A 22006-nucleotide genomic window follows, 5' to 3' on the forward strand; every position below is an offset into this window, starting at 1 on the left:
AGGAGAGTCATGCCGCTCATCAAGTCCGCCGACGCCTTCCGCTTCGAGAACGATCACGCCTCCTTCGTCGGCCTGGCCGCACCCAGCCGCGGCTCCACCGAGAACAGCGCGTGGCGGATCACCATCAAGCCCGGCACCGACGCCCCGCCGCACTCCCTCGATCGCGAGGAGATCTTCATCGCGCTCTCGGGTGCCATGACCGTGCGGATGAACGACGAAACCTTCACCGTCGCAGCCGGAGACGCGCTGGTGGTGCCCGCACACCAACTGTTCGCCATGTCCAATCCGCACGCGGAGCCGTTCGAGGCCGTGGTGGTGCTGCCGGTCGGCGGCCAGGGCCTGATTCCCGGGCAGCCGCCGATCATCGCACCGTGGGCGCGCTGAGCAGCGCGTCGGCGCGCACCTGCCGCACGAACGGGACTACCTGCTGTTCGATCACGGTGTTGTACTCCACCGGATGCTCGATCGGGTTGGCGTGCTCCGTGTTTCGAGTCGTGACCACCAGCAGGGTGCCGTTGACTCCCCCCACCTGATCGATGAGCACCTTGTGCGAATACTCGACATCGACGATGGGATCGTCGTACGGGTTGTGCGGGCGGATGAACACGATCGCCGGACGGGGTTTGCCCGCAGCGGGTTTCGCCAGCGCCCGCAGATCGTCGACCGCGCCGCCCGCCACGATCGCCTTGAACTGCGCCTCGATCAGGCCGTTGCTGGCGGCGTCGGTGTTGAGGATCTTGTCGCGCAGCACCTGCAGCACCGACGCCCGTAACCGCCCGGGGTCGACGCCGTAGCGGCCGCCGACGTAATTGTCGTGGCGGGCATAGGTTTCCACGATCAACCGCAGCAGGCGGCTCTCGCGGGCGCCGGGCACCCAGCCCGCCCAGCGCAGCATCTGCTCCCCCTGGTCGCGGCTCTCGGGGCGGACCGCGTTGAGATCCACCGGGGTGCAGTCCAGGATCACCGCCGACACCTTCTCGGTGCTGTCGGTGTGCAGGTGCCGGGCGACCTCGAGGGCGATCACGCCGCCCATGCTGTGCCCGGTCAGCACCACATTGGACACCTTCGCAGCGGCGGTCACCTTCACGATCAGATCCGAGATCACCTTGGTGTCGATACCGGTCTGGTCGTAGCGCACCGCCCACACCGAACCCAGCTTGCTCAGCGACGGCAGGGCCCGCGCGGTGGCGCTGGCGTCCAGGACACCCAGGCCGACCAGGTCGAAGACCGCGGTGTCACGGGCCCGAGGATCCGAGGGTCCGGCGATCGGCAGCACCGCGGGTTCGGTGCGGGCCAGCCGTGCCTGTTCGGGCAGCACATCCCACGCCAGGTACTGCGCGAAGATGCCGACCAGGACGAGTGGGATCATGCCGATTCGCATCAGCGCGAACCGGGTCCGCCGCCACCGCACCCAGTCCTGACCCCAGCGGGCCGCGCGCAACCGATCCTGCCGTCGGCGATCGTCACAGGCCGACAGCGGCGACGGATACGGATACCGTGGCAGCGCCATACCAATCCACGATAAGCATGTGCGCCACCGCGGCACCACCGATCGAGAGCCGACGAGCATCGCCGGCCCGGATTCGACGGGCTCAGGTCAGTGTTTGGCAGCGTGTTCGGTGAGGTCGGCGAGTTTGGCCAGGGACATGCGGAAGCCCTGTTCGTTCTCGTTCGGGGCGAGCCCGGGCGGCAGGTTGTCGTGCCGGGCGACCACGCGGGTGCCGCCGGGCGCGTCGGCGAGGTGGTAGGACACGGTCATCTCCCCGGTGAGATCGGGGTCCGCGGTTTCGAATTCGACGGTCTGCACCACCTCCCGGTCCGGGACGACGCGGGCGAAGACGCCGTGGAAGGTGTCGGTGTGCGCGGTGGATTTTCCGGTTCCGGAGGGCAGGTCGTAGGTCAGCGAGATGCGGAAGCGTCCGCCGACCCGCGCATCGAATTCATGAATGCGGCTGGTCATGCCGTCCGGGACCATCCACGTGCGCACCGACCGCGCGTCCAGCAACGCTCGGAAGACGTTCGGGCGCGGGGCATTGATGAACCACTCGACATTGGTGGAGGTCATCGCGCCACCCTACGCTCAGAGTGACGTAGATCACTTGCGGATCGACGAAGCCTGTGAGCCCGTCGCGAATCAGATTGCCCCGGAAGCGAAATAGGGCTGAACCACATCCGATTCGCGTGTCATGTTCGAGCGGTATGCCCGGTGCTACCGCAGGTAGCGGCCGACCCAGTCGGTGTCGAACCAGGCGGGGGCGGCGGCGGTGAACTCCGCGGCGGTCAGCGCTCCCGATCCGGCCGGAACCGAACCGACCAGCTCCACACCCGTCACCGCGGGCAGGTCGACGCGATTGCATTCGGCGGCGAGATCCGGTGCGGCGGGCCAGGATCCGATCACCAGACCGGCACACGGGACACCTGCGGCGTGCAGCGTGCGGGTGGTGAGCTCGCTGTGGTTGAGCGTGCCGAGTCCGGCCGCCGCCACCAGCAGCACCGGCGCGCCGAGCTTCTGCGCCAGGTCCAGCAGCGTGAATTCGCCCATCCGGACCAGCAATCCGCCCGCGCCCTCCACCAGCACCAGATCGGCGTCCGCGCAGCCGTCGATGGCGGCGGCGGTCTCGGCGAGGGTCAGCAGCGGCGCTCCGCAGCGCCGGGCCGCGGTGTCGGGGGCGAGTGGTTCGGGGTACCTGGCCAATTCGACGGTCCGGGTGACGCCGCTGAGCCGGGTGATCTCGGCCAGGTCGCCGGGTTCGCCGGGGGCCACCCCGGTCTGCGCGGGCTTGATCACCGCGACCGCGGCTCCGGCCGACCGCGCGGTGGCGGCCAGGGCGGCAGTCACGATCGTCTTGCCGACATCCGTCGACGTACCGGTGACGAACAACAGACTCATGCGCTGACTTTCCTGATGACGGGTCGAAACGAACTGGAACTCGGTGCGCCGCAACGGCTGGGGCTCCGGCGCACCTTCATGCGGAAACGGGAGTGCGTCCGCGTGCCTCGGCGAGCACCTCGCTGAGCACCTCGGCGATAGTGGACAGCTCCGCCTCGGTGAGATCGGCGCGCGCGGTCAGCCGCAGGCGCGAGGTGCCCTCCGGGACCGACGGCGGGCGGAAGCAGCCCACCGACAGGCCGCGCGACAGACAGGCCTGGGCGGCGTCGAACGCGACCTGCGCGTCACCGAGCACAACCGGGACCACGGCCGAATCCGGTTGTCCCACACCGGCGATGCGGGCCAGGTCGGCGGCGCGGTCGAGGACGCGCTGCGCCATGTCCGGATCCTGCCGCAGCAGCCGCAGGGCCGCGCGGGCCGCGCCGACAGCGGCCGGGGCCAGCCCGGTGTCGAAGATGAAGGTGCGGGCGGCGTCGATCAGATGCGCGCGCACCCGTTCGGAAGCCAGCACCACACCACCTTGCGCGGCAAAGGCTTTCGAGAGGGTCGCGGTGACGACCAGGTCCGGTTCGCCCGCCAGACCGACCTCGTGCACCAGGCCGCGACCGCCCGCGCCGCGCACGCCGAGACCGTGCGCCTCGTCCACGATGAGCACCGCGCCATTGGCGCGGGTCACCCGGTGCAGTTCGGCCAGCGGGGCGAGGTCGCCGTCGGCGCTGAACACCGAATCGGTGAGCACCAGTGCGCGTTCCTCGGAGCGTCCGGCCAGCAGCCGGTCCACGGCGGCCGGATCCCGGTGCGGGGCGATCTCGACCCGGGCGCGCGACAACCGGCAGCCGTCCACCAGTGAGGCGTGGCTGCCCGCGTCCGAAACCACCAGCGCGCCACGGCCCGCCAGCGCGGTGACCGCGCCGAGGTTGGCCGCGTAGCCCGACGCGAACACCAATCCGGCTTGCGCGCCGGTGAATTCGGCGAGCTCGGTCTCGAGCTGTTCGTGTTCGGCGGTGGTGCCGGTGACCAGTCGCGAACCGGTGGCCCCCGCACCCCAGCGGCGCAGCGAGGCGATCGCGCCCTCGAGCACCTCGGGGTGGCGAACCAGGCCGAGGTAGTCGTTGGAGGCCAGGTCGATGTTCGCCGACTCGGCGGCGCGCGGCCGCAGCGCGCGGCGCAGCCCGGCGTCCACGCGTTCGGCGGCGCGCTCGTCCAGCCAGCTCAATGGATCCGCATTCACAGCTCGGAAGCATACTTGAACGCCGTTCAGGAAGCCATAAGTGTCGGTGGGCGGGACTATGCTGGCAAGCGTAAGGAGGCTGCGCGATGCCACGATGGGCAATAGTGGTCGAGCAGACGACCGGCTTCGGCGACACCAAAACATGGAGTCCGAAGATCCTCACCGAGGTGGTGGGAACCCGCGAACAAGCCCTCGCGAAGGTCCCGGACCTGGTACAGAAATTCACCCCCGATCATCCGAAGATGATCAGCCGCCGCACCATCCTGCGCGACGGCGACACCTTCATGCTGATCGCTCGCGGCTGGTCGGACGACTACCACTGTGTTTTCAAAGTGTGGGAAGTCTTGTCCGACACCGACAATGCGGACAAAGTCCGCGAGAAACGCGCCACCCGCTGAAGCGAGTCAGCGGACCAGGCGACCCAGTAGGGCGGACGATGTCGCGACACCGACCGCCGCGGCGGCACCCAGGACCCCGAAGTCGAGCCAGAGGTTCGCGGGTGTGCCGATCAGAAGGCCGCGCAGGGCGTCGACCTCGTAGCTGAGCGGGTTCACGTGGCTCACCACGCGCAACCAGCCCGGCATCAAGTCCACGGGGTACAGGGCATTCGACGCGAAGAACAGCGGCATGGTGATGGCCTGACCTATGCCCATCAACCGGTCGCGGGCCTGCACCAGGCCCGCGATCGTCATGGAAAGGCAGGCGAAGAAGGCGGTTCCGAGGAACACCACCGGCACGGTGGCGAGGATGCGCAGCGGGTTTCCGGTCATCGAGACACCCATCAGCAACGCCACCACCACGATCACCGCGATCTGCGCCACCGCGCGAACGCCTGCGGCGAAACACTTTCCGGTGATCAACGCCGCGCGCGGGGTCGGGGTGACGAGCAGTTTGGTGAGGATGCCCGCGTCCCGGTCCCAGATGATCTGGATGCCGTAGAAGATGGCGATGAACAGCGCCGACTGCGCGATCACGCCCGGGGCCAGGAAGTCCAGGTAGGGCACCGAACCGGTGGGCAGGGTGTGCAGCCGCGAGAAGGTGGTCCCGAAGATCACCATCCACAGCACCGGCTGGATCGCGCGGGTGAGGACCTCGGTCTGATCGTGGCGCAGCTTCTGGACCTCGATCAGCGCGAAGGTCCCGATCCGCGACACCAGTCGCGGAATCCGGGCCCAGCCGCGCGGGGCCAGTACCGGGGTGAACGCGGAATCAGCCCATGCGCCGGGCCGACCGGCGAGTGCTTCGGACATTGCGAACGTTCCCTTCGGTCGAATCATCGAGCCCCTCCCCCGCGTGATGCCGGAACACATCCTCGAGGGTGGCGTCGGGCCCCAGGCCCGCCTTCAGTTGCGCCGGCGAACCGGTCGCGCGCAGTACACCCTTGTGCAGCAGGGCGATCCGATCGCAGAGCGCGTCGGCCTCCTGCATGTAGTGGGTGGTCAGCAGCACCGTGGTGCCGTAGTCGGCGCGCATGGCCTGCACCCGTTCCCAGACGCTGTCGCGCGCAATGGGATCCAGGCCGACGGTGGGTTCGTCGAGCACCAGCAGCGCGGGCCGGTTGACCAGCGCCTGCGCCAATTCGAGGCGGCGGATCATGCCGCCGGAGTAGCCGCCCGCCATCCGGTCGGCCACATCCAGCAGGTGCATGGAATCGAGGGCCTCCTCGACGCGCTCCTCGCGTTCGGCGCGCGGCACGTCGAACAGCCGCGCGAACCAGGCCACGTTCTGCCGCCCGGTCAACCCCGCTTCGATCGAAAGCTGCTGCGGCACATAGCCGAGGTTGTAGCGAACGTCCTGCGCCCGGGTGGAGACATCCAGCCCGAAAACCCGCACCGATCCGTGCTGAATCGGTTTGAGCGTGGTGAGCAACTGGATGGTGGTCGACTTGCCCGCACCGTTGGGCCCGAGCAACCCGAAAACCTCCCCGCGCTCGATGGTGAGGGTCAGATCGTCGACCACGGTGTTGTCGCCGTAGCGATGGGTCAGGTCGACGCATTCGACTGCGCTGGTCATGATTTCGCTCCCCGGGCCTGCTCGGATTCGTGCAGCAGATCGGTCAGCCGAGCCATGGCCCGCAACCCGCCGCGCAGTTCGTCACGTTCGGCATCGGTGAGCTGATCCAGCGCCCCGGCGACGACTTCGATGCGCTGCCTGCGCGTCTCGTCTGCGATGCGCTGCGCCTCGTCGGTCAGCGACAGCCGCATGGTGCGCCGATCCTGCGGATCCGGTTCTCGCACCATGAGCTCCCGCCGCACCAACTCGGTGACCAGGGTCGACACGCTGTTGGCCGCCGAACCCAATTCTCCCGCAGCCTCTTTCACCGACAGCCCGGGCCGCCGCCCCACCAGTCGCAGGAACTCCGACTGCGCCCCCGACAACCCCGGTTCGTCGAACGACCGCCCCGCCAGCCGCCCGACCTGCCGCCGCAACCGGCCCATCGAACTGAACAGCAACGTGAACAGCTCGGCATAGCCCTCGTCTTCGGCCTCGCGCCGCCGGGTTTCCGACACCTCGCCACAATAGCTCTGTTCCAGAGGTATTTCTAGACATGCCTCCGACCTGGCGAAAGCCGGAGGCGTCCAGATGTCAGAAGTGGATTTCGGCGACGCGGGAGGGGATCGCGTCGAGGGTCGCGAGGGTGTCGGGGTCGAGGACGATCGAACCTACGGCGATATTGGCTTCGAGGTGGGTGCGGTCGGCGGTGCCCGGGATGAGCAGGATGTTCGGGGCGTGGTGGAGGAGCCAGGCCAGGGCGATCTGAGACGGGGTGTGGCCGAGGGCGGTGGCGACGGATCGGATGGTCGGATCGTCGGTGACCTTCGGGAGGCCGGGAAGGGCTCCGCCCAAGGGGAAGAACGGGATCCAGGCGATGTGGTTCGCGGTGCAGAGCTCCAGCAGGGGCTCATCGGTGCGGGAGACGAGGCTGTAGGAGTTCTGGACGCAGACGATGTCGGCGGGCAGGGCGCGGCGGAGGCCTTCGAGGTCGACGCCGCTGAGGCCGATGGCGCCGATCTTGCCCTGCTCGCGCAGTGCGATCAGCACCGCGAGCTGGTCGTCGAGGTCGACGACCTGATCACCCTCGGCGCGCAGGCCCGGACCGGCGTCGAGGCGGCGCAGGTTGACCACCGGAAGTTGTTGCAGGCCGAGGGATTCGAGATTGTCCTCGATGCTGGCGCGCAACTGTTCGGGGCGCTGCGCGGGACGCAGCGGGATCGGGCCGCCGGGATTGGGATCGGCGCCGACCTTGGTGACGATGACCGTGCCGTCCGCGGGGGTCAGGGCCTCGCGGAGGAATTCGTTCGCGCCACCGTAGAACTGGGCGGTGTCGATGTGGTCGACGCCGAGTTCGACCGAGCGGCGCAGCAGGGTCAGTGCGGCATCCCGGTCCAAGCGGCGCAGCTGGATCGCGCCGTAGCCGATGCGGGAGACGGTGTGCGTGCCGAGGGTGGCCGCGCCGCCCGCGCGGGGGTGACCGGCGGCGGTGCGATCGAGTGCGGTGTTCGCGGTCATGGAAGTGCCTTCCGCGTGCGAGAATCAGCGAAGCGGAGGACCCTCCGCTTGAATCGACACTAGCATAAACGGAGGAGCCTCCGCTTTGACTCCCGCTCGACCCGGCCCGACCGACGCAGACCTGACCGCAGCCTCGACCGATGCGGGGAAGAAGCCGCGCGCCGATGCTGTCCGCAACCGGGACAAGCTGGTCGATGCCGCTCGGGCCGCCTTCGCGGCGGCCGGCGACGATAGCGCGTCACTCGAGGGCATCGCCCGCTCGGCGGGTGTCGGCATCGGGACCCTGTATCGCCACTTCCCCAGTCGGGAGGCCTTGGTGGAGGCGGTGTACGCGGCCGAACTCGACCATCTCACCGACACCACCGCCGAACTGCTGCGCGAGCTGCCGCCCGATCGCGCCCTGCGGGCGTGGATGGGCCGCTACGCCGTGTTCGTCGCCACCAAGCGCGGGATGGCCGACACCCTGCGCGCGGGCTGGGCCTCCGGGCGCATCGCGACGCCGGACACGCGCGGACGCATCACCGCGGCCATCGCCGAATTCCTCACCGCCGCATCGGTGGACGGCTCACTGCGGACCGACGTCGAGGCCGACGACGTGGTCACCATGATGCTCGGCATCCTGCTCGCCACCGCGACCGACGATGCGGCGAAGACCGCCCGCATGCTCGATCTGGCGATGGCCGCGCTGCGCCCGGAACCTACTGGCCGACACTGACTTCCGGCCGGTGCGCGGCTCAGGCCGAGGCGGCCGCGAGCATGGCGGCGGTGATTCGGGCGACGTCGTCCGGGGTGCTGATGAACGGCGGCATCGTATAGATCAGGTTGCGGAAGGGCCGCAGCCAGACACCGGAATCAATCGCCGCCGCAGTGGTTTTCACCATGTCGACCGGCTCGTGGAGTTCGACCACACCGATCGCGCCGTGAATGCGGACATCGGCGACCGAGGGCAGGTCGATGGCGTGGGCCAACCCGGTGATGAGACCGGATTCGATGGCGGCGACCTCGCCCTGCCAGTCGCGCGACAGCAGCAGTTCCAGGGACGCCACGGCGACGGCGCAGGCCAGCGGGTTGCCCATGAATGTCGGTCCGTGCATGAGGCCACCGTGCGAACGCGAGATGGTTTCGGCGATCCGCGTGGTGCACAGCGCGGCGGCGAGGGTCATGTACCCGCCGGTGAGGGCCTTGCCCACGCACATGACGTCGGGCACGACTGCGGCGGCGTCGGCGGCGAAAAGCGTTCCGGTGCGGCCGAATCCGGTGGCGATCTCGTCGAAGACCAGCAGTACGCCGTGTTCGTCGCAGAGGCGGCGCAGGTCGGCGAGGTAGCGCGGGTCGTGGAAGCGCATGCCGCCCGCGCCCTGCACCACGGGTTCGACGATGACGGCGGCGAGTTCGTGGGCGTGCGCGGCGATCAGCGTCGAGAGTTCCGAGACATATTCGGGCTCATAGTCTTTCGGCGGCGCGCTCGCGAAGATCTGCGGAGTCAGGACATCGGTCCACAGCGAGTGCATGCCACCTTCGGGATCGCACACGCTCATCGGGGTGAAGGTGTCGCCGTGGTATCCGCCGCGCCAGGTGAGCAGCCGATGCTTCTCCGGTTTGCCCGCCGCCCGCTGGTATTGCAGGCACATCTTCACCGCGACCTCCACCGACACCGACCCGGAGTCGCAGAGGAACACCTTGTTCAGCCCCTCGGGCGTCAACTCCACCAGCAGCTGCGAAAGCCGCACGGCCGGTTCATGAGTCAGCCCGCCGAACATGACGTGACTCATCCGCCGCGACTGCGCGAGCAATGCCGCATCCAGCACGGGATGCTGATACCCGTGGATGGCGGCCCACCAGGAACTCATCCCGTCCACCAGTTCCCGCCCGTCGGCGAGGGTGAGTCGGGTACCGGCCGCCGACGCCACGATCAGGGGTTCGGTGCTGGCCGGGAATCCGCCGTAGGGATGCCACACGTGGGCCGCGTCGAGGGCGGTGATCTCGGCGGGGGTCAGTGCCGTCGCTGCGGGAGTCGATGCCACGGAAGGTCCTTACGAGGAGCGGGCTTGAACACCGTTCAAGTTAGCACGCGGGGTTCGGACCGGTCCGCAAGAGCTCACCCTCACCGGGCCGATAGTGTCTCGGTATGGCTCCCGCGACCCCCGGCACGACGGCCCTCGACGTCTGGCCCGGGACCGCCTACCCGCTAGGCGCGACCTACGATGGAGTCGGGACGAACTTCTCGGTGTTCTCCGAGGTGGCCCGGCGGGTCGAACTGTGCCTGATCGACGAGCGGCAGCGCGAGACCCGCATCCCCCTCGACGAGGTGGACGGGTATGTCTGGCACGCCTATCTGCCCGGCGTCGGGCCCGGGCAGCGCTACGGGTTCCGGGTGCACGGCGGGTTCGCGCCCGAGAAGGGGTTGCGCTGCGATCCGAGCAAGCTGCTGCTGGATCCGTACGGCAAGGCGTTCGAGGGTGATTTCGGCACCGCCAGCGCGCCCTACAACCACGGGCAGAACTCGCTCGGCCACACCATGACCGGCGTGGTGATCAACCCGTACTTCGACTGGGCCGACGATCGCGCACCCAGGCGGCCGTACCACGAGACCGTCATCTACGAGGCGCACGTCAAGGGGATGACGTTCACGCATCCGGCCGTACCGCCGGAACTGCGCGGCACCTTCTCGGGCATGGCGCATCCGGCGATCATCGAGCACCTGCTGCGACTGGGCGTCACCGCGGTCGAGTTGATGCCGGTGCACCAGTTCCTCGACGACCGCATCCTGCTCGACCGCGGACTGCGAAACTACTGGGGCTACAACAGTTTCGGCTATCTCGCCCCGCATCGCGGATATGCGGCCAGCGATACGCCCGGGGCCGCGGTCACCGAATTCAAGGCCATGGTGCGCGCACTGCACGCGGCGGGCATCGAGGTGATCCTCGACGTGGTCTACAACCACACCGCCGAGGGCAATGAATTCGGGCCCACCATCAGCTTCCGCGGCATCGACAATGCCGCGTATTACCGTCTGGTGGACGATGATCCGCAGCACTACATGGATTACACCGGCACCGGCAACAGCTTCAACATGCGGCATCCGCACGCCCTGCAACTGATCATGGATTCGCTGCGGTACTGGATCCTGGAGATGCACGTCGACGGCTTCCGCTTCGACCTCGCCGCCACCCTGGCCCGCGAATTGCACGACGTGGACCGGCTTTCCACCTTCTTCGACCTGGTGCACCAGGATCCGGTGGTGAGCCAGGTCAAGCTGATCGCCGAACCGTGGGACGTCGGCGAGGGCGGCTACCAGGTCGGCAATTTCCCGGCCGCCTGGACCGAGTGGAACGGCAAATACCGTGACACCGTGCGTGATTACTGGCGCGGACAACCGGCGACCCTGGGCGAGTTCGCTTCTCGGCTCACCGGCTCCTCGGACCTCTACGAGACCACCGGCCGCCGCCCGGGCGCGAGCATCAACTTCGTCACCGCGCACGACGGGTTCACCCTCGCGGATCTGGTGTCCTACAACGAGAAACACAATCTGGCCAACGGCGAGGACAATCGCGACGGCGAGAGCTACAACCGCTCCTGGAACTGCGGCGTCGAGGGCCCCACCGACGACCCGGAGGTCAACGCCCTGCGCGCCCGCCAGACCCGCAACCTGCTCGCCACCCTGATGCTGTCGCAGGGCACCCCGATGCTGTTGCACGGCGACGAATTCGGCCGCACCCAGCAGGGCAACAACAATGTCTACTGTCAGGATTCACCGCTGTCGTGGATGGACTGGTCACTCATGGACTCCAACGCCGAGCTACTCGAATTCACCAGGCGCACGGTCGCTCTGCGCACCGCGCACCCGGTGTTCCGGCGGCGTCGCTTCTTCGACGGCCGCCCCGCGCCCACCGCGGACGGGCCCGGTGACATCGCCTGGTTCACCCCGGGCGGCGCGGACATGACCGACGTGGACTGGGAGACCGGCTTCGGACGGTCACTCACGGTGTACCTCAACGGCGACGGCATCCACGAGCCCGGCCCACGCGGTGAGGCCATCACCGACGACTCGTTCCTGCTGTGCTTCAACGCCCATGACCAGACCCTCGAATTCACCGTTCCCGGTACCGCGTACGGCGATAGCTGGATGGTCGCCCTGGACTGCTCGACCGCCACCGGAACCCCCGCCGTCGACGTGTACCACTCCGCCGCCGCGACCGTGCAAGTACCCGCACGCTGTCTGCTCGTCCTGCGCCGTACGGCATGATCGATAGCGCCATGACCAGCTCGCCCGAACACACCACCGGACCCATCGCCCGGCAGACGCCCGTGCGCAGCACCTACCGGCTGCAGTTGCGACCCGACGCACTCACCTTCGCCGATGCGCGCGGAATCGCGGAATACCTGCAGCAGCTGGGCATTTCACACCTGTACCTATCGCCGGTGCTGACCGCCGTGCGCGGCTCCACCCACGGCTACGACGTCACCGACCCCACCACCGTGTCGGCGGCGCTCGGCGGACCGGGCGGCTTCAAGGCCCTCGCCGACGAGGTGCGCGGCCGCGGCATGGGCCTGATCGTCGATCTCGTCCCCAACCACGTCGGCGTCGCCGATCCGCGGCAGAACGCGTGGTGGTGGGACGTGCTGCGCAACGGCAAGGACTCCCAGTACGCCACCTGGTTCGACATCGACTGGACGCCCGGCAACGGCGCGGGCGGACGCATCGCGCTGCCGGTGCTGGCCGGGGAGAACGATCCGGCGGCACTGTCGGTGGACCGCACCGGGCCGGAACCCATGCTGGCACTGCACGATATGCGTTTCCCGATCGCGCCCGGCACCGACGGCGAGAACGCGCTGCGCATCCACGACAAGCAGCACTATCGACTGGTCAACTGGAAATCCGGACTCTGCGGCTACCGGCGCTACTTCACCGTCGGCGGGCTGGCGGCCATCCGGCAGGAGGACCCGGCGGTCTTCGAGGCCACCCATCGCGAGCTGGCCGCCTGGTGCGAGCACGAGCTGATCGACGGTGTGCGCGTGGATCATCCGGACGGGCTGGCCGATCCAACGGGCTACCTGCGACGGCTGCGGCAGCTGATCGGCCCGCAGCGGCTGCTGATCGTCGAGAAGGTGCTCTCCAACCGCGAACCCCTCGACGCCACCCTGCCCATCGACGGCACCACCGGTTACGACGCGCTCGCCGATATCGGCGGGGTGCTCATCGACCCCGACGGTGAGAAACAGCTCACCGAACTGTCACGGCAATTCACCGGTCACGGCAGCGACCGGGCCTGGTTCACCGAGCAGGAACACCGCATTCGCCGGGCGGTTGCCGAAACCATGCTGGTGCCCGAGGTTCGCCGCCTGGTCGCCGCCATCAAACGCGACGCCCACGCCGACGCCTTCGACACCATGGCGCTGACCAACGCCACCATCGAGGTGCTGTCGTTCATGCCGGTGTACCGCACCGACTACGCGCCGCTGGCCGGGATGGTCGGCGCGGTGGTCGCCGAGGTGGCGCGGCGCAACGCCGAACTCAACGCGCCGCTGCAGGTACTGGTCACCGCCCTCACCATCGGCGGCGAGGCGGCCACCCGCTTCCATCAGGTGGGCGGGGCGATGACCGCGAAAGCGGTGGAGGACACCATGTTCTACCGCGCCGCGCGGCTGGTGTCGCTGCAGGAGATGGGTGCGGATCCGGCCCGCTTCGGCTGCTCGGTGATCGAATTCCATCTCGCCAACGCCGAACGCGCGGTGCGCTGGCCCGCCACCCTGACCGCGCTGTCCACCCACGACACCAAGCGCGGCGAGGATGTGCGCGCCCGCATCGGCATGCTCTCGCAGGTGCCAGACGTCTGGACACGACAGGTCAGCGGCTGGGAGGAGCAGACGCCCGGACCCGACGGCGCGACCACACTGTTCCTGCTGCAGAACATGTTCGGCATCTGGCCCGCCGACGGCCGCCCGGCCGCGACGGTGCCCGGACTGCGGGAACGCCTGCATCAGTTCGCGGAGAAGACCGTTCGCGAGGCCGGTACCCAATCCTCTTGGGAGGAACCGGATACCGAGTTCGAGACGGCCGTGCACACCTGGATCGACGCGGTGCTCGACGGACCGGTCGGGGCCGAGCTGAGCGAGTTCGTCGACGACCTGGTCTCGCACGCCTGGACCGACGCGCTGGCACAGAAGCTGCTGCAGCTGTGCGGGCCCGGCATCCCCGACATCTACCAGGGCTGCGAACTGTGGGAGGACTCGCTCGTCGACCCCGACAATCGCCGCCCGGTCGACTTCACCCACCGCTCGCTGCTGCTGCAATCACTCACCGGCACACCGGATCTCGATCCGACCGGCGCGATCAAGATGTGGATCGTGGCGTACGCGCTGTGGCTGCGCCGCGAACGCCCGGACTGCTTCGTCGGCGGCACCTACAGCCCACTGTTCGCCTCCGGGGACCAGGCCCAGCACCTGATCTCCTACGCCCGCGGCCGCCAGGGCGAGACCCCCGAGGTGATCGTCGCGGTCACCCGCCACAGCGTCCGCCTCGACGAGGCGGGCGGCTGGGCGGACACGGTATTGGATCTGCCGCAGGGACATTGGACCGACCGCCTCACCGGCCACACCTTCTCCGGGCGGGCACGACTGGAGAAGCTCTTCGCCCGGTTGCCCGTGGCGCTACTGGTCCGCTGAGTCCGCCGCGCAGGCTCAGTTGCGGGCGGCGATGCCGTTGGACGCCGGTAGGGCCGCGACGGCCGCGGACGACAGGGTGGTCACGGGATCGACCACCGGTGGCGGAATGGGTGCCAGGACAACAGGTTCGATCAGGGCGGCGGGGATCGGCCCGGGTCGCAGTTCGCGCCAGCGGCGCAGGTTGCGCGGCCGATACCCATTGCCGTCCGACACCGTCGAGGACAGGTAGCTGTCCTGGTCCTGCGGTTGCAGCACCTTGCGCCAGGAATCGAAGTAGAAGCGGGGGCTGCGCGGATTGCCCAGCGCGCGAGCGTAATTCAATGCCCGGAAGCCGACGCTCAGCGAATCGTGCAGCTGGACGGCGTCGCGGGTGCAGCCGCTGAGCAGAGTGTCGAGGCGGTCGTGGTCGAAGGCCAGGCCCTCGGCCTCGGCCTGCGCGATCATCCAGCGCAGGGTGATGTCGGACAGCCCGCAGTCGGCGTAGCCACCGCCGACATCGCTGTGCACGCCCTCGAACCAGACCTGTTTGACCCGATCCCGCCGACCGGATCCGGCCTGCTGCTCGGCCGGGATCTCCCACAGGCACGGCGCGAACGCGCGGCGGCGCTCGTCGAGGGCCAGAGCCTGCCGGGCGCACAGCACGATGTTCGACAGGTTCACGTCGTGGAAGCGGTGTCGGCGGGCGGTCAGCCCCGGCACCCCCATCGCACCGACGGTGTCGAAGACGCCCAGGAAATTGATGGTCACCGGATCGGGATAGCTGTTGGCCCTGCGGAATTCGGCCCAGGCGGGCGGATCGGGATCATCCGGGTGCGCCTTGCGGGTCCGGTAGATCTCCAGCGCCTCGGGATACTTGCCGCCGATCATGGCCTGATAGCTGAGGATGCCGAGCCGGTTGATCATGCCCGCGAGACTGCGCGCGGTGTACGCGCCCCGGCTGAAACCGAAGATGTAGATCTCGTCGCCCGGCTCCCAGTTCAATGCCAGCTGCCAATACGCGGCGGACAGGTTGGCCTCCAGCCCCACCCCGAACGCGCCGCCCAGCAGCCGATCGGACATGAAGCCGCGCGAACCGGGCCCCGACACGTAGTAGATGCGCTGGCCGACGGTATTGCCCGCGCGGTCCGCACCGCTGAGGCGCACCGTCTGCGCGATCTTCACGATATTCGACGACGTCGTGCTCGATTCGGCCTTCCACGTGCCGTCGCAGCACACCACCAGCCTTTTCATGTTCCCCAGCCTCCCGCTCCGGTATTCGGACCGCATGCGTAGTGGACTACTCGGGTATCGGCTTCACGGGCCCGCCACGTTAACCAATCATGATTCGTTCACGATCACTCTGGCACCGTGGGCGCATGCCCGACGATGGAATCAGCCGCCGCCACGTATGGGTCCTGGTCTGCGAGGACGATGACGAACTCGGTGATCGGGTGGCCGCCGGACTGCGGGAGGCCGGTTTCATCGTCGATCTGACCCGCACCCTCGGCGACGCGGGGCGGCAGTGCGGGGCGCGACTCTACGACTGCCTGGTGCTCGATCGCGGCCTGCCCGACGGGGACGGGCTGGAACTGGTTCGGCGGCAACGGGAATCGGGCGACAGCACCCCGGCCCTGCTGATCACCGCCCGCGACAGCCCGGCCGATCGCACCGAGTCCTTCGCCGGCGGCGCGGACGACTATCTGGCCAAACCGTTCTCGCTCGGCGAGCTGGCCGCCCGGGTGCGGGCGCTGTGCACGCCCGGCCGCGGCCCGTCCTCCCTGATCACCCTCGGCGATCTGGTGGTGGACCGGCTGCGCCGCCGGGTCCGGCGCGGCGGCGTGCTGCTGACCATGACCACGCCGGAGTTCTGCGCCCTGGAGTTGCTGGCCGCCCGCGCGGGCACCCTGGTGACTCCCGACGAGATCGCCGCCTACTGCAGCGAGTCCGTCGCGCCCACCGGGATAGCCGAGGTGATCACCCGCGTGGACCGCAAACTCGGCACGCCGCACCTGATCCACCGCTCCGACGCCGGATACCTGCTGCACACCTGAGACCCGTGTGATCTGTCGTGGGGTCGGATCACACGTACCACGGCCCCCGACCAATCCGGTCGGGGGCCGTGGTGTCGGATCGGTACGTCGTTCAATCGGCCTCGCCGAGATAGCTTTTCAGGCTGTCGAGCACCATGGTCCAGGTCTTCTCGGATTCCGCGACCTCGCCCTCGCTGCGATTGTTGCCCTGGCGGATGGTGACCGTGGTGCCGTCGGGCACGGCGGCCAGGATGTAGGTGACGGTGTGATAGTTCTCCGGCACATCGGGCAGTCCGGTCATCGGGCTGTAGTGGGAGACGGTGAGCTGTTCGGGCGCGGTGACCTCGAGGACTTCCCCGCGATCCTCGTACGGCTTGCCCTGCCATTCCCCGCCCCACGTGATGGGACCGCCGACCTGCCAGTCGGTGACGACCCGGGTGCCGAAGAAGTACTGCTCGATCTCGCTGGGATCGGTGAGCGCCTGCCATACGCGGGCAGGATGCTGCGGGACGGTCGTACTGGCGACCGCGTCGGGGATTCCGGCCATGGGAACCATCACCTTTCGTTGCCGAGGTGCGATCCACGCTATGCCTCGGCGGCGGCGACTTCTTGGACAAACGCGTCAATCCACGAAAACGGCCCCCGACCGTCGGGTCGGGGGCCGCGAGACGGACCGGGTCAGGTGAGGTAGCGGTAGGCCGGGGTGCCCGGCTCCAATCGCTCACCCTGGATCGGCGATTCGTCCATGCGCTTCTGCAGGGATTCGAGATTGCCGGGTGCGCCGAGTTCGATGCCGACCAGCGCGGCACCGGTCTCGCGGTTGTTGCGCTTGACGTACTCGAACAGGGTGATGTCGTCGTCCGGGCCGAGCACCTCGTCGAGGAAGCGGCGCAGCGCACCGGGTTCCTGCGGGAAGTCCACCAGGAAGTAGTGCTTGAGGCCCTGGTGCACCAGCGAACGCTCGATGACCTCGCCGTAGCGCGAGACGTCGTTGTTGCCGCCGGACAGCAGGCACACCACGGTCGAACCGGGCACGATATCGATCTCGCGCAGGGCCGCGACCGACAGCGCGCCGGCGGGCTCGGCGACCACGCCCTCGTTCTGGTAGAGCTCCAGCATGGCCGTGCAGATCGCGCCCTCGTCGATCTGCATCATCCGGAAAGAGCCTGCGCCATCCCGGTTTTCGGTGCTGGTGAGCAGCGGCAGCGAGGCGTGCGAGCGGACCTGGCCGCCGAAGCGCGCCACCGCCTGATAGCCGACCGCGCCGATCCGGCGGACCGCCGCGCCGTCGACGAACGGGTCGATCTCCGGCAGCGTCACCGGTCCCCCGGCCACCAGGGCGGCGGTCATGGAGGCGGCCCCGCTGGGTTCGGCGGCGAGAATCGCGGTGTGCGGCGCGCGTTCCCGCAGATAGGTGCTGATGCCCGCGAGGCAGCCGCCGCCACCGACCGGCACCACGATCAGATCCGGTGCGCGGCCGAGCTGCTCGAGCACCTCGGCGGCGATGGTGCCCTGCCCGGCCGCGGTGCGCGGATCGTCGAAGGGCGGCACCATGGTCGCGCCGGTGCGGGCGACATCGTCGACGGCGGCCGCGGCGGCCGCGTCGTAGGTGTCGCCGACCGCGATGAGTTGCACGAATTCGCCGCCGTGCACGCGGATTCGGTCCCGCTTCTGCTTGGGCGTGGTGGTCGGCACGTAGATGCGGCCGCGCACTCCCATCGCCTTGCACGCGAAAGCGACTCCCTGCGCGTGGTTTCCGGCGCTGGCGGCCACCACACCGGCGGCCTTCTCGGCATCGGTCAGCTGCATCATGAGGTTGTAGGCGCCGCGCAGCTTGTAGGAGCGCACGGCGGTGAGGTCCTCGCGCTTGAGGTAGACCTCGGCACCGGTCAGCGCCGATAGGCGCGGAATCCGCTGCAGCGGTGTCGGCTCGATAATCCCCGAGATTCGCTTGGCGGCCGCATCGATCTCGTCGGCCGTCAATTCGGGCAGCCGACCGGACACTTTCTCTGCTACTGCAAGCGGATCAGACACTCGAACATGCTAGCCGGGAGCGAGCGCAGGTCAGGAGCCAGTATCGGCAACAGTCCGGATAGTCCGATAAAGAAAGCCCCGGTCACCGTGTGGCCGGGGCATTCTCGCGGGTCAGGCTCGGGGAGTCAGGACGAAGACCGGGATCTCGCGGGTGGTCTTGGTCTGATAGTCGGCGTAGTCGGGCCAGGCCTCGACGGCCCGCTCCCACCACACGGCCTTCTCATCGCCGGTGACCTCGCGGGCGTCGTAGTCCTTGACCACGTCACGGTCGCGCAGCTCCACGTGCGGGTCGGCGGCGATGTTGTAGTACCAGACCGGGTGCTTGGGGGCGCCGCCCAGCGAGGCGACCACGGCGTACTCGCCATTGTGCTCGACACGCATCAGCGGGGTGCGGCGCAGCTTGCCGCTCTTGTTGCCCTTGGTGGTCAGCAGGATGATCGGCTTGCCCTTGAGGCTGAAGCCATCGGCGCCCTGCGAGTCCTCGTATTCATCGGCCTGCTTGCGCGCCCAGTCGGAAGGGCTGGGTTCATACTCTCCGATTAGTGGCATGACGTGGGTAACCTCCGTCTTCACTGTTATGTTCCCGACAATAAGTTCGGTTGCCCGAACATTGTTTCTCCGTCTACCCTGACCGTATGGCAGTGGTTAACCCTACGGACACCGGACGGCCGCCCGCGCGGGCGGCGACCGTGAATATCGCGGGCACCGCCTGGCCGGTGTACAAGCTCGAGGCCCTCGCGGCCGCCGCGGCTGTCGCGCTGCTCATCGCCCTGATCACCGGTTCGGCGCAGGCCGCCGTGCTGGCGGCGGCCACCGCGGCCGCGCTGCGCTGGCTGTTCGCACTGGTTCGCGCCTGAGGTTCGCCATCTCACCCTCCTGATCGCGGATCCCGTCGATAAAGCCGACTGGTCGTTACGTGTCATTCGGATCGGTCATACCGATTCTCTATTACCGTGATCGACATGCGGCTGTTTCCGTTCGGTTTGCTCGCGCTGTCCCTGTCCGCCGCGTTGTGCGCGACCACCCCCGCCCGGGCCGACATCGACACGCTGCCCCCGCACGAACGCACCTACGCCTCCACCTTCGGCAGCTTCACGGTCGGTAACCGCGACGAGTTCGTCAACCGCATCGCGCCGCTCAACATGGTCGGCACCACCCGCGAGAGCCTGGTCAGCAGCATCGCCTACGCGCGGGTCGACGGCATCGCGGGCGGCAGCCTCAAGACCGGATACACCGTCGGCTGCGCGGTCACGCTGCAGAACGGCAACGTGGGCGCGATCCCCCAGGTGTACGTGCCGAGCGCGACCGTGGGCCAGAGCCCGACGGTCGGCATCATCGGTCCGAACATCCAGGTGCCGATGAGCGTCAACCTCGCCCCCGGTGAGGTCAAGGACGTACCGGTCGCCGACAAGGACCTGATGCCGGGCAAGGAGGTCTCCATCGTGATCCGCGACTTCCACATCACGGTCAACAGCTGCACCGGTCCGGTGGCGATCCGGCAGTACACCTACATCTACGTCAAGTCCGCCGAAACCGATGACAGCGGAGCAGTTTTCGGCGATTCCACCTGGCTGTAGCAGTTTCTCGCCCTGCACCGCGGCGATTCCCGGCCGCACCGCAGCGGCCCCCGGCCCCTACCGCGCACCCTCGGCCACCCCGCCGATGACGCCCCCAGGAGAACGAATGATCTTGTGCGCGTTCCGCTCCCGCCCCCGCGCACCGCACGGCAGGCGCGTGCTGGCCGCCGGGGCCGCCCTGCTCATCGCGATGCTGCCCACCACCGCGCTCCCGTCGGCGGCGCACGCCGAGGCCGCCGATCACCCGATCGCGCTGCAGAACCTGGGGCTGGGCCAGTCATTGCAGTTCCCCGGCCGCGAACACGAGGTCACCCTGACCCTGCCGCTGCTGCCCGGCCTGGCGCCCGCCGCGATCACCGGGACCGTGCAGGCCCCGCCCACGCTGTCGCGCGGTGTGCTCGAGGCGCGCTCCGATCAGCGCCTGCTCGATCGGGTGAACCTGCCGCTGGATCCGCGCGCGCCCATTCGCATCTCGCTCGCCGGGGCCCGGGTCGAGGGCAGCGTCATCACGGTGACGCTGGCCTCGGCGCTGCTGCCGGAACCCGGTATCTGCCCGGAGGATTGGCGCGGGCAGCCGCTGACCCTCACCGACGCCGCGGTGGTGTACTTCGGCGAGGAGGCGCAGCCCACCACGGTCGCCGAGTTCCTGCCCCCGGCACTGAACCGCCTCACCGTGTACACGCCCGCGAGCCCCTCCCCCACCGAGAGCGCCGCCGTGCTGACGCTCACCACGGCGGTGGTCGCCCGATACACCAATCAGACTGTCGCCGTGGACATCCGGCGCATCGACTCCGGCGCGACCGCACCGGATCATCCGCCGGCCTTCCTGGAGCGTCAGGTCGTGATCCGCGAGGCGGCCGACGCCGGACTGCGCCTGACCGCCGGCCCCGCACCGCTGCTGACCGTCTCCGGGGACGAGAAGTCGCTGCCGGTCCAGATGCGGCTGCTCTCCAGCGATCTGGCGAAGGCAGCCATCGGCACCTCGGCCACCGCGCTGGGCCTGCCCGCCGCGCCGCAACTGGCCCCGCGCACCACCACGCTGCGCGAGCTGGGACAGAGCCGACTCAGCGCGATGGCCATCGGGTATGTGCGCGTCGATTTCGCCGTCGATATGACGCGGCTGGGGCGACCGGCCCGCAATGTGCGAATTCATCTGAGCGGCAATCACACTCCACTGCCTGACACCTTGAACGGGCAACTCGCCGTGACGATCGGCGACCGGCAGCTGGCGGCCTGGCCGCTCGAGCCCTCGGGTCGCTTCGACCAGTGGATCACCATCCCGGACGAGCTGCTGAGCCGGGTCACCACGGTGTCGGTCACCCTGCAGCAGGCGGGCCTGACCCACGGCTGCGGCCTGGAACAACCGATCACCCTGACCATCGACCCGGACGGCACGGTGCTCAGCAATACCTCGCAACCGCCGGTTCCCGGCGGGCTGGGCGCGGTACCGCAGGCGCTGCTGCCCCGGGTCCAGGTGGGGCTGCGGACGCCCGGTTTCGACGACACCGTGCGGGCCGCGCAGGTGCTGGTCGCGATGCAGCGGCTGACCTCGGTGCCGCTGCGACCGGAACTGGTGAGCTTCGACGACGCCGTCGGCAGCAATCTGCCGGCGGTGCTGATCGCGGCGAACGGCGAACTGCCGCAGTCGATCGCGCTGCCGCTGGCACGCAGCGGCGAGACCCTCACCGTCTACGGCGACGACGCGGAGGTGCGGACGAAGCTGAATCTGCGCCCGCCGTTGAACTTCGGTTCGCTGCAGGCCACCTGGACGGGCAAGCGCACGGTCGTGGTGGCCACCTCGACCGAGGCTCCCGCGCAGCTCGACCGGCTGCTGAATTGGCTTGTCGCCGACCCGGATCGGTCCTTCCGGCTCTCCGGTCCGGTGCTGCTGCAGGTCGGTGACCGCGATCCCGAACTCTTCGATCCGGGCGCCACCCTGCACACCGAGCTGGCCGCCGCACCGTCCTCGGACGCGGAGATCCCGCTGGCCCGGCGGCTGGCCATCATCGCCGGGGTGATCCTGGCGGCCGGCCTGGTGGGCGGTATCGCGATACTGTCGCAGCGGCGACGGTCCCGCTGACGCCGGCGC

At 68.8% G+C, this 22006-nt stretch carries 22 protein-coding genes; 9 read left to right on the top strand and 13 right to left on the bottom strand.

The features are described 5' to 3' along the window. The first annotated feature begins 9 nt into the window (after positions 1-9). Positions 10-384, top strand: a complete 375-nt coding sequence (locus tag OG300_RS19385) for a cupin domain-containing protein (protein ID WP_405497911.1) — start codon at positions 10-12, stop codon at positions 382-384. Here the strand turns inward: OG300_RS19385 and OG300_RS19390 are convergent. From OG300_RS19390 to OG300_RS19405, 4 genes are all read right to left on the bottom strand, one after another. Next, a complete protein-coding gene (locus OG300_RS19390) occupies positions 362-1510 on the bottom strand; it encodes an alpha/beta fold hydrolase (protein ID WP_405497913.1) in 1149 nt (382 codons plus the stop codon). The two genes, OG300_RS19385 and OG300_RS19390, sit on opposite strands and share 23 nt — an antisense overlap. 87 nt (positions 1511-1597) lie before the next feature. After that, positions 1598-2065 (bottom strand): SRPBCC domain-containing protein, encoded by a 468-nt coding sequence (locus OG300_RS19395; protein WP_405497915.1) that lies wholly within the window; start codon positions 2063-2065, stop codon positions 1598-1600. 144 nt (positions 2066-2209) lie between these two features. Continuing rightward, complete coding sequence (gene bioD / locus OG300_RS19400) at positions 2210-2890, bottom strand: dethiobiotin synthase (protein ID WP_405497917.1); 681 nt, start codon at positions 2888-2890, stop codon at positions 2210-2212. A gap of 76 nt (positions 2891-2966) precedes the next feature. Then, the gene (locus OG300_RS19405) at positions 2967-4121 is read right to left on the bottom strand and encodes an 8-amino-7-oxononanoate synthase (RefSeq protein ID WP_405497919.1); all 1155 of its coding nucleotides are present in this window, start codon (positions 4119-4121) and stop codon (positions 2967-2969) included. 86 nt (positions 4122-4207) lie between these two features. Here OG300_RS19405 and OG300_RS19410 point away from each other — a divergent pair, with 86 nt between their 5' ends. Then, positions 4208-4519 carry a hypothetical protein gene (locus OG300_RS19410; RefSeq protein ID WP_405497921.1) on the top strand — a complete coding sequence of 104 codons (312 nt, stop codon included), beginning with the start codon at positions 4208-4210 and terminating at the stop codon, positions 4517-4519. Positions 4520-4525: 6 nt separating this feature from the next. Here the strand turns inward: OG300_RS19410 and OG300_RS19415 are convergent, their stop codons facing one another. The 4 genes from OG300_RS19415 to OG300_RS19430 all read right to left on the bottom strand — a co-directional run bounded on the left by OG300_RS19415 (position 4526) and on the right by OG300_RS19430 (position 7631). Further along, positions 4526-5371, bottom strand: a complete 846-nt coding sequence (locus OG300_RS19415) for an ABC transporter permease (RefSeq protein ID WP_405497923.1) — start codon at positions 5369-5371, stop codon at positions 4526-4528. After that, a complete protein-coding gene (locus OG300_RS19420; protein ID WP_405497925.1) occupies positions 5331-6134 on the bottom strand; it encodes an ABC transporter ATP-binding protein in 804 nt (267 codons plus the stop codon). Before OG300_RS19420 ends, OG300_RS19415 begins: the two co-directional genes overlap by 41 nt. Beyond that, complete coding sequence (locus OG300_RS19425) at positions 6131-6631, bottom strand: MarR family winged helix-turn-helix transcriptional regulator (RefSeq protein ID WP_405497927.1); 501 nt, start codon at positions 6629-6631, stop codon at positions 6131-6133. Before OG300_RS19425 ends, OG300_RS19420 begins: the two co-directional genes overlap by 4 nt. Positions 6632-6707: 76 nt before the next feature. Further along, complete coding sequence (locus OG300_RS19430; protein ID WP_405497929.1) at positions 6708-7631, bottom strand: aldo/keto reductase; 924 nt, start codon at positions 7629-7631, stop codon at positions 6708-6710. Between the two features lie 121 nt (positions 7632-7752). Here OG300_RS19430 and OG300_RS19435 point away from each other — a divergent pair, with 121 nt between their 5' ends. Next, complete coding sequence (locus OG300_RS19435; RefSeq protein ID WP_405498598.1) at positions 7753-8346, top strand: TetR/AcrR family transcriptional regulator; 594 nt, start codon at positions 7753-7755, stop codon at positions 8344-8346. A 19-nt stretch (positions 8347-8365) separates the two neighbouring features. Here OG300_RS19435 and OG300_RS19440 read toward each other — a convergent pair whose 3' ends face one another. Continuing rightward, positions 8366-9655: an adenosylmethionine--8-amino-7-oxononanoate transaminase gene (locus OG300_RS19440; protein WP_405497931.1), complete on the bottom strand. Its 1290-nt coding sequence runs from the start codon at positions 9653-9655 to the stop codon at positions 8366-8368. A 104-nt stretch (positions 9656-9759) separates the two neighbouring features. On the opposite strand from OG300_RS19440, the gene glgX reads away from it, so the two are divergent. Further along, positions 9760-11877, top strand: coding sequence for a glycogen debranching protein GlgX (gene glgX, locus OG300_RS19445; protein WP_405497933.1), 2118 nt, complete (start codon positions 9760-9762; stop codon positions 11875-11877). A gap of 11 nt (positions 11878-11888) precedes the next feature. Further along, complete coding sequence (treY, locus tag OG300_RS19450; RefSeq protein ID WP_405497935.1) at positions 11889-14297, top strand: malto-oligosyltrehalose synthase; 2409 nt, start codon at positions 11889-11891, stop codon at positions 14295-14297. 15 nt (positions 14298-14312) lie between these two features. Here the strand turns inward: treY and OG300_RS19455 are convergent, their stop codons facing one another. Then, positions 14313-15527 (bottom strand): DUF2235 domain-containing protein, encoded by a 1215-nt coding sequence (locus tag OG300_RS19455; protein WP_405497937.1) that lies wholly within the window; start codon positions 15525-15527, stop codon positions 14313-14315. A 125-nt stretch (positions 15528-15652) separates the two neighbouring features. Here OG300_RS19455 and OG300_RS19460 point away from each other — a divergent pair, with 125 nt between their 5' ends. After that, entirely contained in the window at positions 15653-16327 is a 675-nt protein-coding gene (locus OG300_RS19460; RefSeq protein ID WP_405497939.1) for a response regulator, read from the top strand. Between the two features lie 91 nt (positions 16328-16418). On the opposite strand, the gene OG300_RS19465 is transcribed toward OG300_RS19460, so the two are convergent. The 3 genes from OG300_RS19465 to OG300_RS19475 form a co-directional block, all read right to left on the bottom strand. Next, positions 16419-16853 (bottom strand): SRPBCC domain-containing protein, encoded by a 435-nt coding sequence (locus OG300_RS19465; protein WP_405497941.1) that lies wholly within the window; start codon positions 16851-16853, stop codon positions 16419-16421. Positions 16854-16984: 131 nt separating this feature from the next. After that, on the bottom strand, positions 16985-18340 hold the full coding sequence (gene ilvA / locus OG300_RS19470) for a threonine ammonia-lyase IlvA (RefSeq protein WP_405497943.1): 1356 nt from the start codon (positions 18338-18340) through the stop codon (positions 16985-16987). Between the two features lie 111 nt (positions 18341-18451). After that, positions 18452-18889 carry a nitroreductase family deazaflavin-dependent oxidoreductase gene (locus OG300_RS19475; protein ID WP_405497945.1) on the bottom strand — a complete coding sequence of 146 codons (438 nt, stop codon included), beginning with the start codon at positions 18887-18889 and terminating at the stop codon, positions 18452-18454. Between the two features lie 86 nt (positions 18890-18975). Here OG300_RS19475 and OG300_RS19480 point away from each other — a divergent pair, with 86 nt between their 5' ends. The 3 genes from OG300_RS19480 (at position 18976) to OG300_RS19490 (ending at position 21997) form a co-directional block, all read left to right on the top strand. Next, the gene (locus OG300_RS19480) at positions 18976-19197 is read left to right on the top strand and encodes a hypothetical protein (protein WP_405497947.1); all 222 of its coding nucleotides are present in this window, start codon (positions 18976-18978) and stop codon (positions 19195-19197) included. A gap of 105 nt (positions 19198-19302) precedes the next feature. Next, positions 19303-19917, top strand: a complete 615-nt coding sequence (locus tag OG300_RS19485; protein ID WP_405497949.1) for an MspA family porin — start codon at positions 19303-19305, stop codon at positions 19915-19917. A gap of 106 nt (positions 19918-20023) precedes the next feature. Then, a complete protein-coding gene (locus OG300_RS19490; RefSeq protein ID WP_405497951.1) occupies positions 20024-21997 on the top strand; it encodes a hypothetical protein in 1974 nt (657 codons plus the stop codon). The last annotated feature ends 9 nt before the right edge of the window (positions 21998-22006 follow it).

It is taken from the genome of Nocardia sp. NBC_00511 (genome assembly GCF_045161165.1).
Classification (GTDB): Bacteria; Actinomycetota; Actinomycetes; order Mycobacteriales; family Mycobacteriaceae; genus Nocardia.

Bases quoted from the DNA above. Each gene is read 5' to 3' on its own strand.
- OG300_RS19385 (WP_405497911.1), top strand. From the start codon at position 10: ATGCCGCTCATCAAGTCCGCCGACGCCTTCCGCTTCGAGAACGATCAC.
- OG300_RS19390 (WP_405497913.1), bottom strand. From the start codon at position 1,510: ATGGCGCTGCCACGGTATCCGTATCCGTCGCCGCTGTCGGCCTGTGAC.
- OG300_RS19395 (WP_405497915.1), bottom strand. From the start codon at position 2,065: ATGACCTCCACCAATGTCGAGTGGTTCATCAATGCCCCGCGCCCGAAC.
- bioD (WP_405497917.1), bottom strand. From the start codon at position 2,890: ATGAGTCTGTTGTTCGTCACCGGTACGTCGACGGATGTCGGCAAGACG.
- OG300_RS19410 (WP_405497921.1), top strand. From the start codon at position 4,208: ATGCCACGATGGGCAATAGTGGTCGAGCAGACGACCGGCTTCGGCGAC.
- OG300_RS19415 (WP_405497923.1), bottom strand. From the start codon at position 5,371: ATGTCCGAAGCACTCGCCGGTCGGCCCGGCGCATGGGCTGATTCCGCG.
- OG300_RS19420 (WP_405497925.1), bottom strand. From the start codon at position 6,134: ATGACCAGCGCAGTCGAATGCGTCGACCTGACCCATCGCTACGGCGAC.
- OG300_RS19430 (WP_405497929.1), bottom strand. From the start codon at position 7,631: ATGACCGCGAACACCGCACTCGATCGCACCGCCGCCGGTCACCCCCGC.
- glgX (WP_405497933.1), top strand. From the start codon at position 9,760: ATGGCTCCCGCGACCCCCGGCACGACGGCCCTCGACGTCTGGCCCGGG.
- treY (WP_405497935.1), top strand. From the start codon at position 11,889: ATGACCAGCTCGCCCGAACACACCACCGGACCCATCGCCCGGCAGACG.
- OG300_RS19455 (WP_405497937.1), bottom strand. From the start codon at position 15,527: ATGAAAAGGCTGGTGGTGTGCTGCGACGGCACGTGGAAGGCCGAATCG.
- OG300_RS19460 (WP_405497939.1), top strand. From the start codon at position 15,653: ATGCCCGACGATGGAATCAGCCGCCGCCACGTATGGGTCCTGGTCTGC.
- OG300_RS19465 (WP_405497941.1), bottom strand. From the start codon at position 16,853: ATGGCCGGAATCCCCGACGCGGTCGCCAGTACGACCGTCCCGCAGCAT.
- OG300_RS19475 (WP_405497945.1), bottom strand. From the start codon at position 18,889: ATGCCACTAATCGGAGAGTATGAACCCAGCCCTTCCGACTGGGCGCGC.
- OG300_RS19480 (WP_405497947.1), top strand. From the start codon at position 18,976: ATGGCAGTGGTTAACCCTACGGACACCGGACGGCCGCCCGCGCGGGCG.
- OG300_RS19485 (WP_405497949.1), top strand. From the start codon at position 19,303: ATGCGGCTGTTTCCGTTCGGTTTGCTCGCGCTGTCCCTGTCCGCCGCG.
- OG300_RS19490 (WP_405497951.1), top strand. From the start codon at position 20,024: ATGATCTTGTGCGCGTTCCGCTCCCGCCCCCGCGCACCGCACGGCAGG.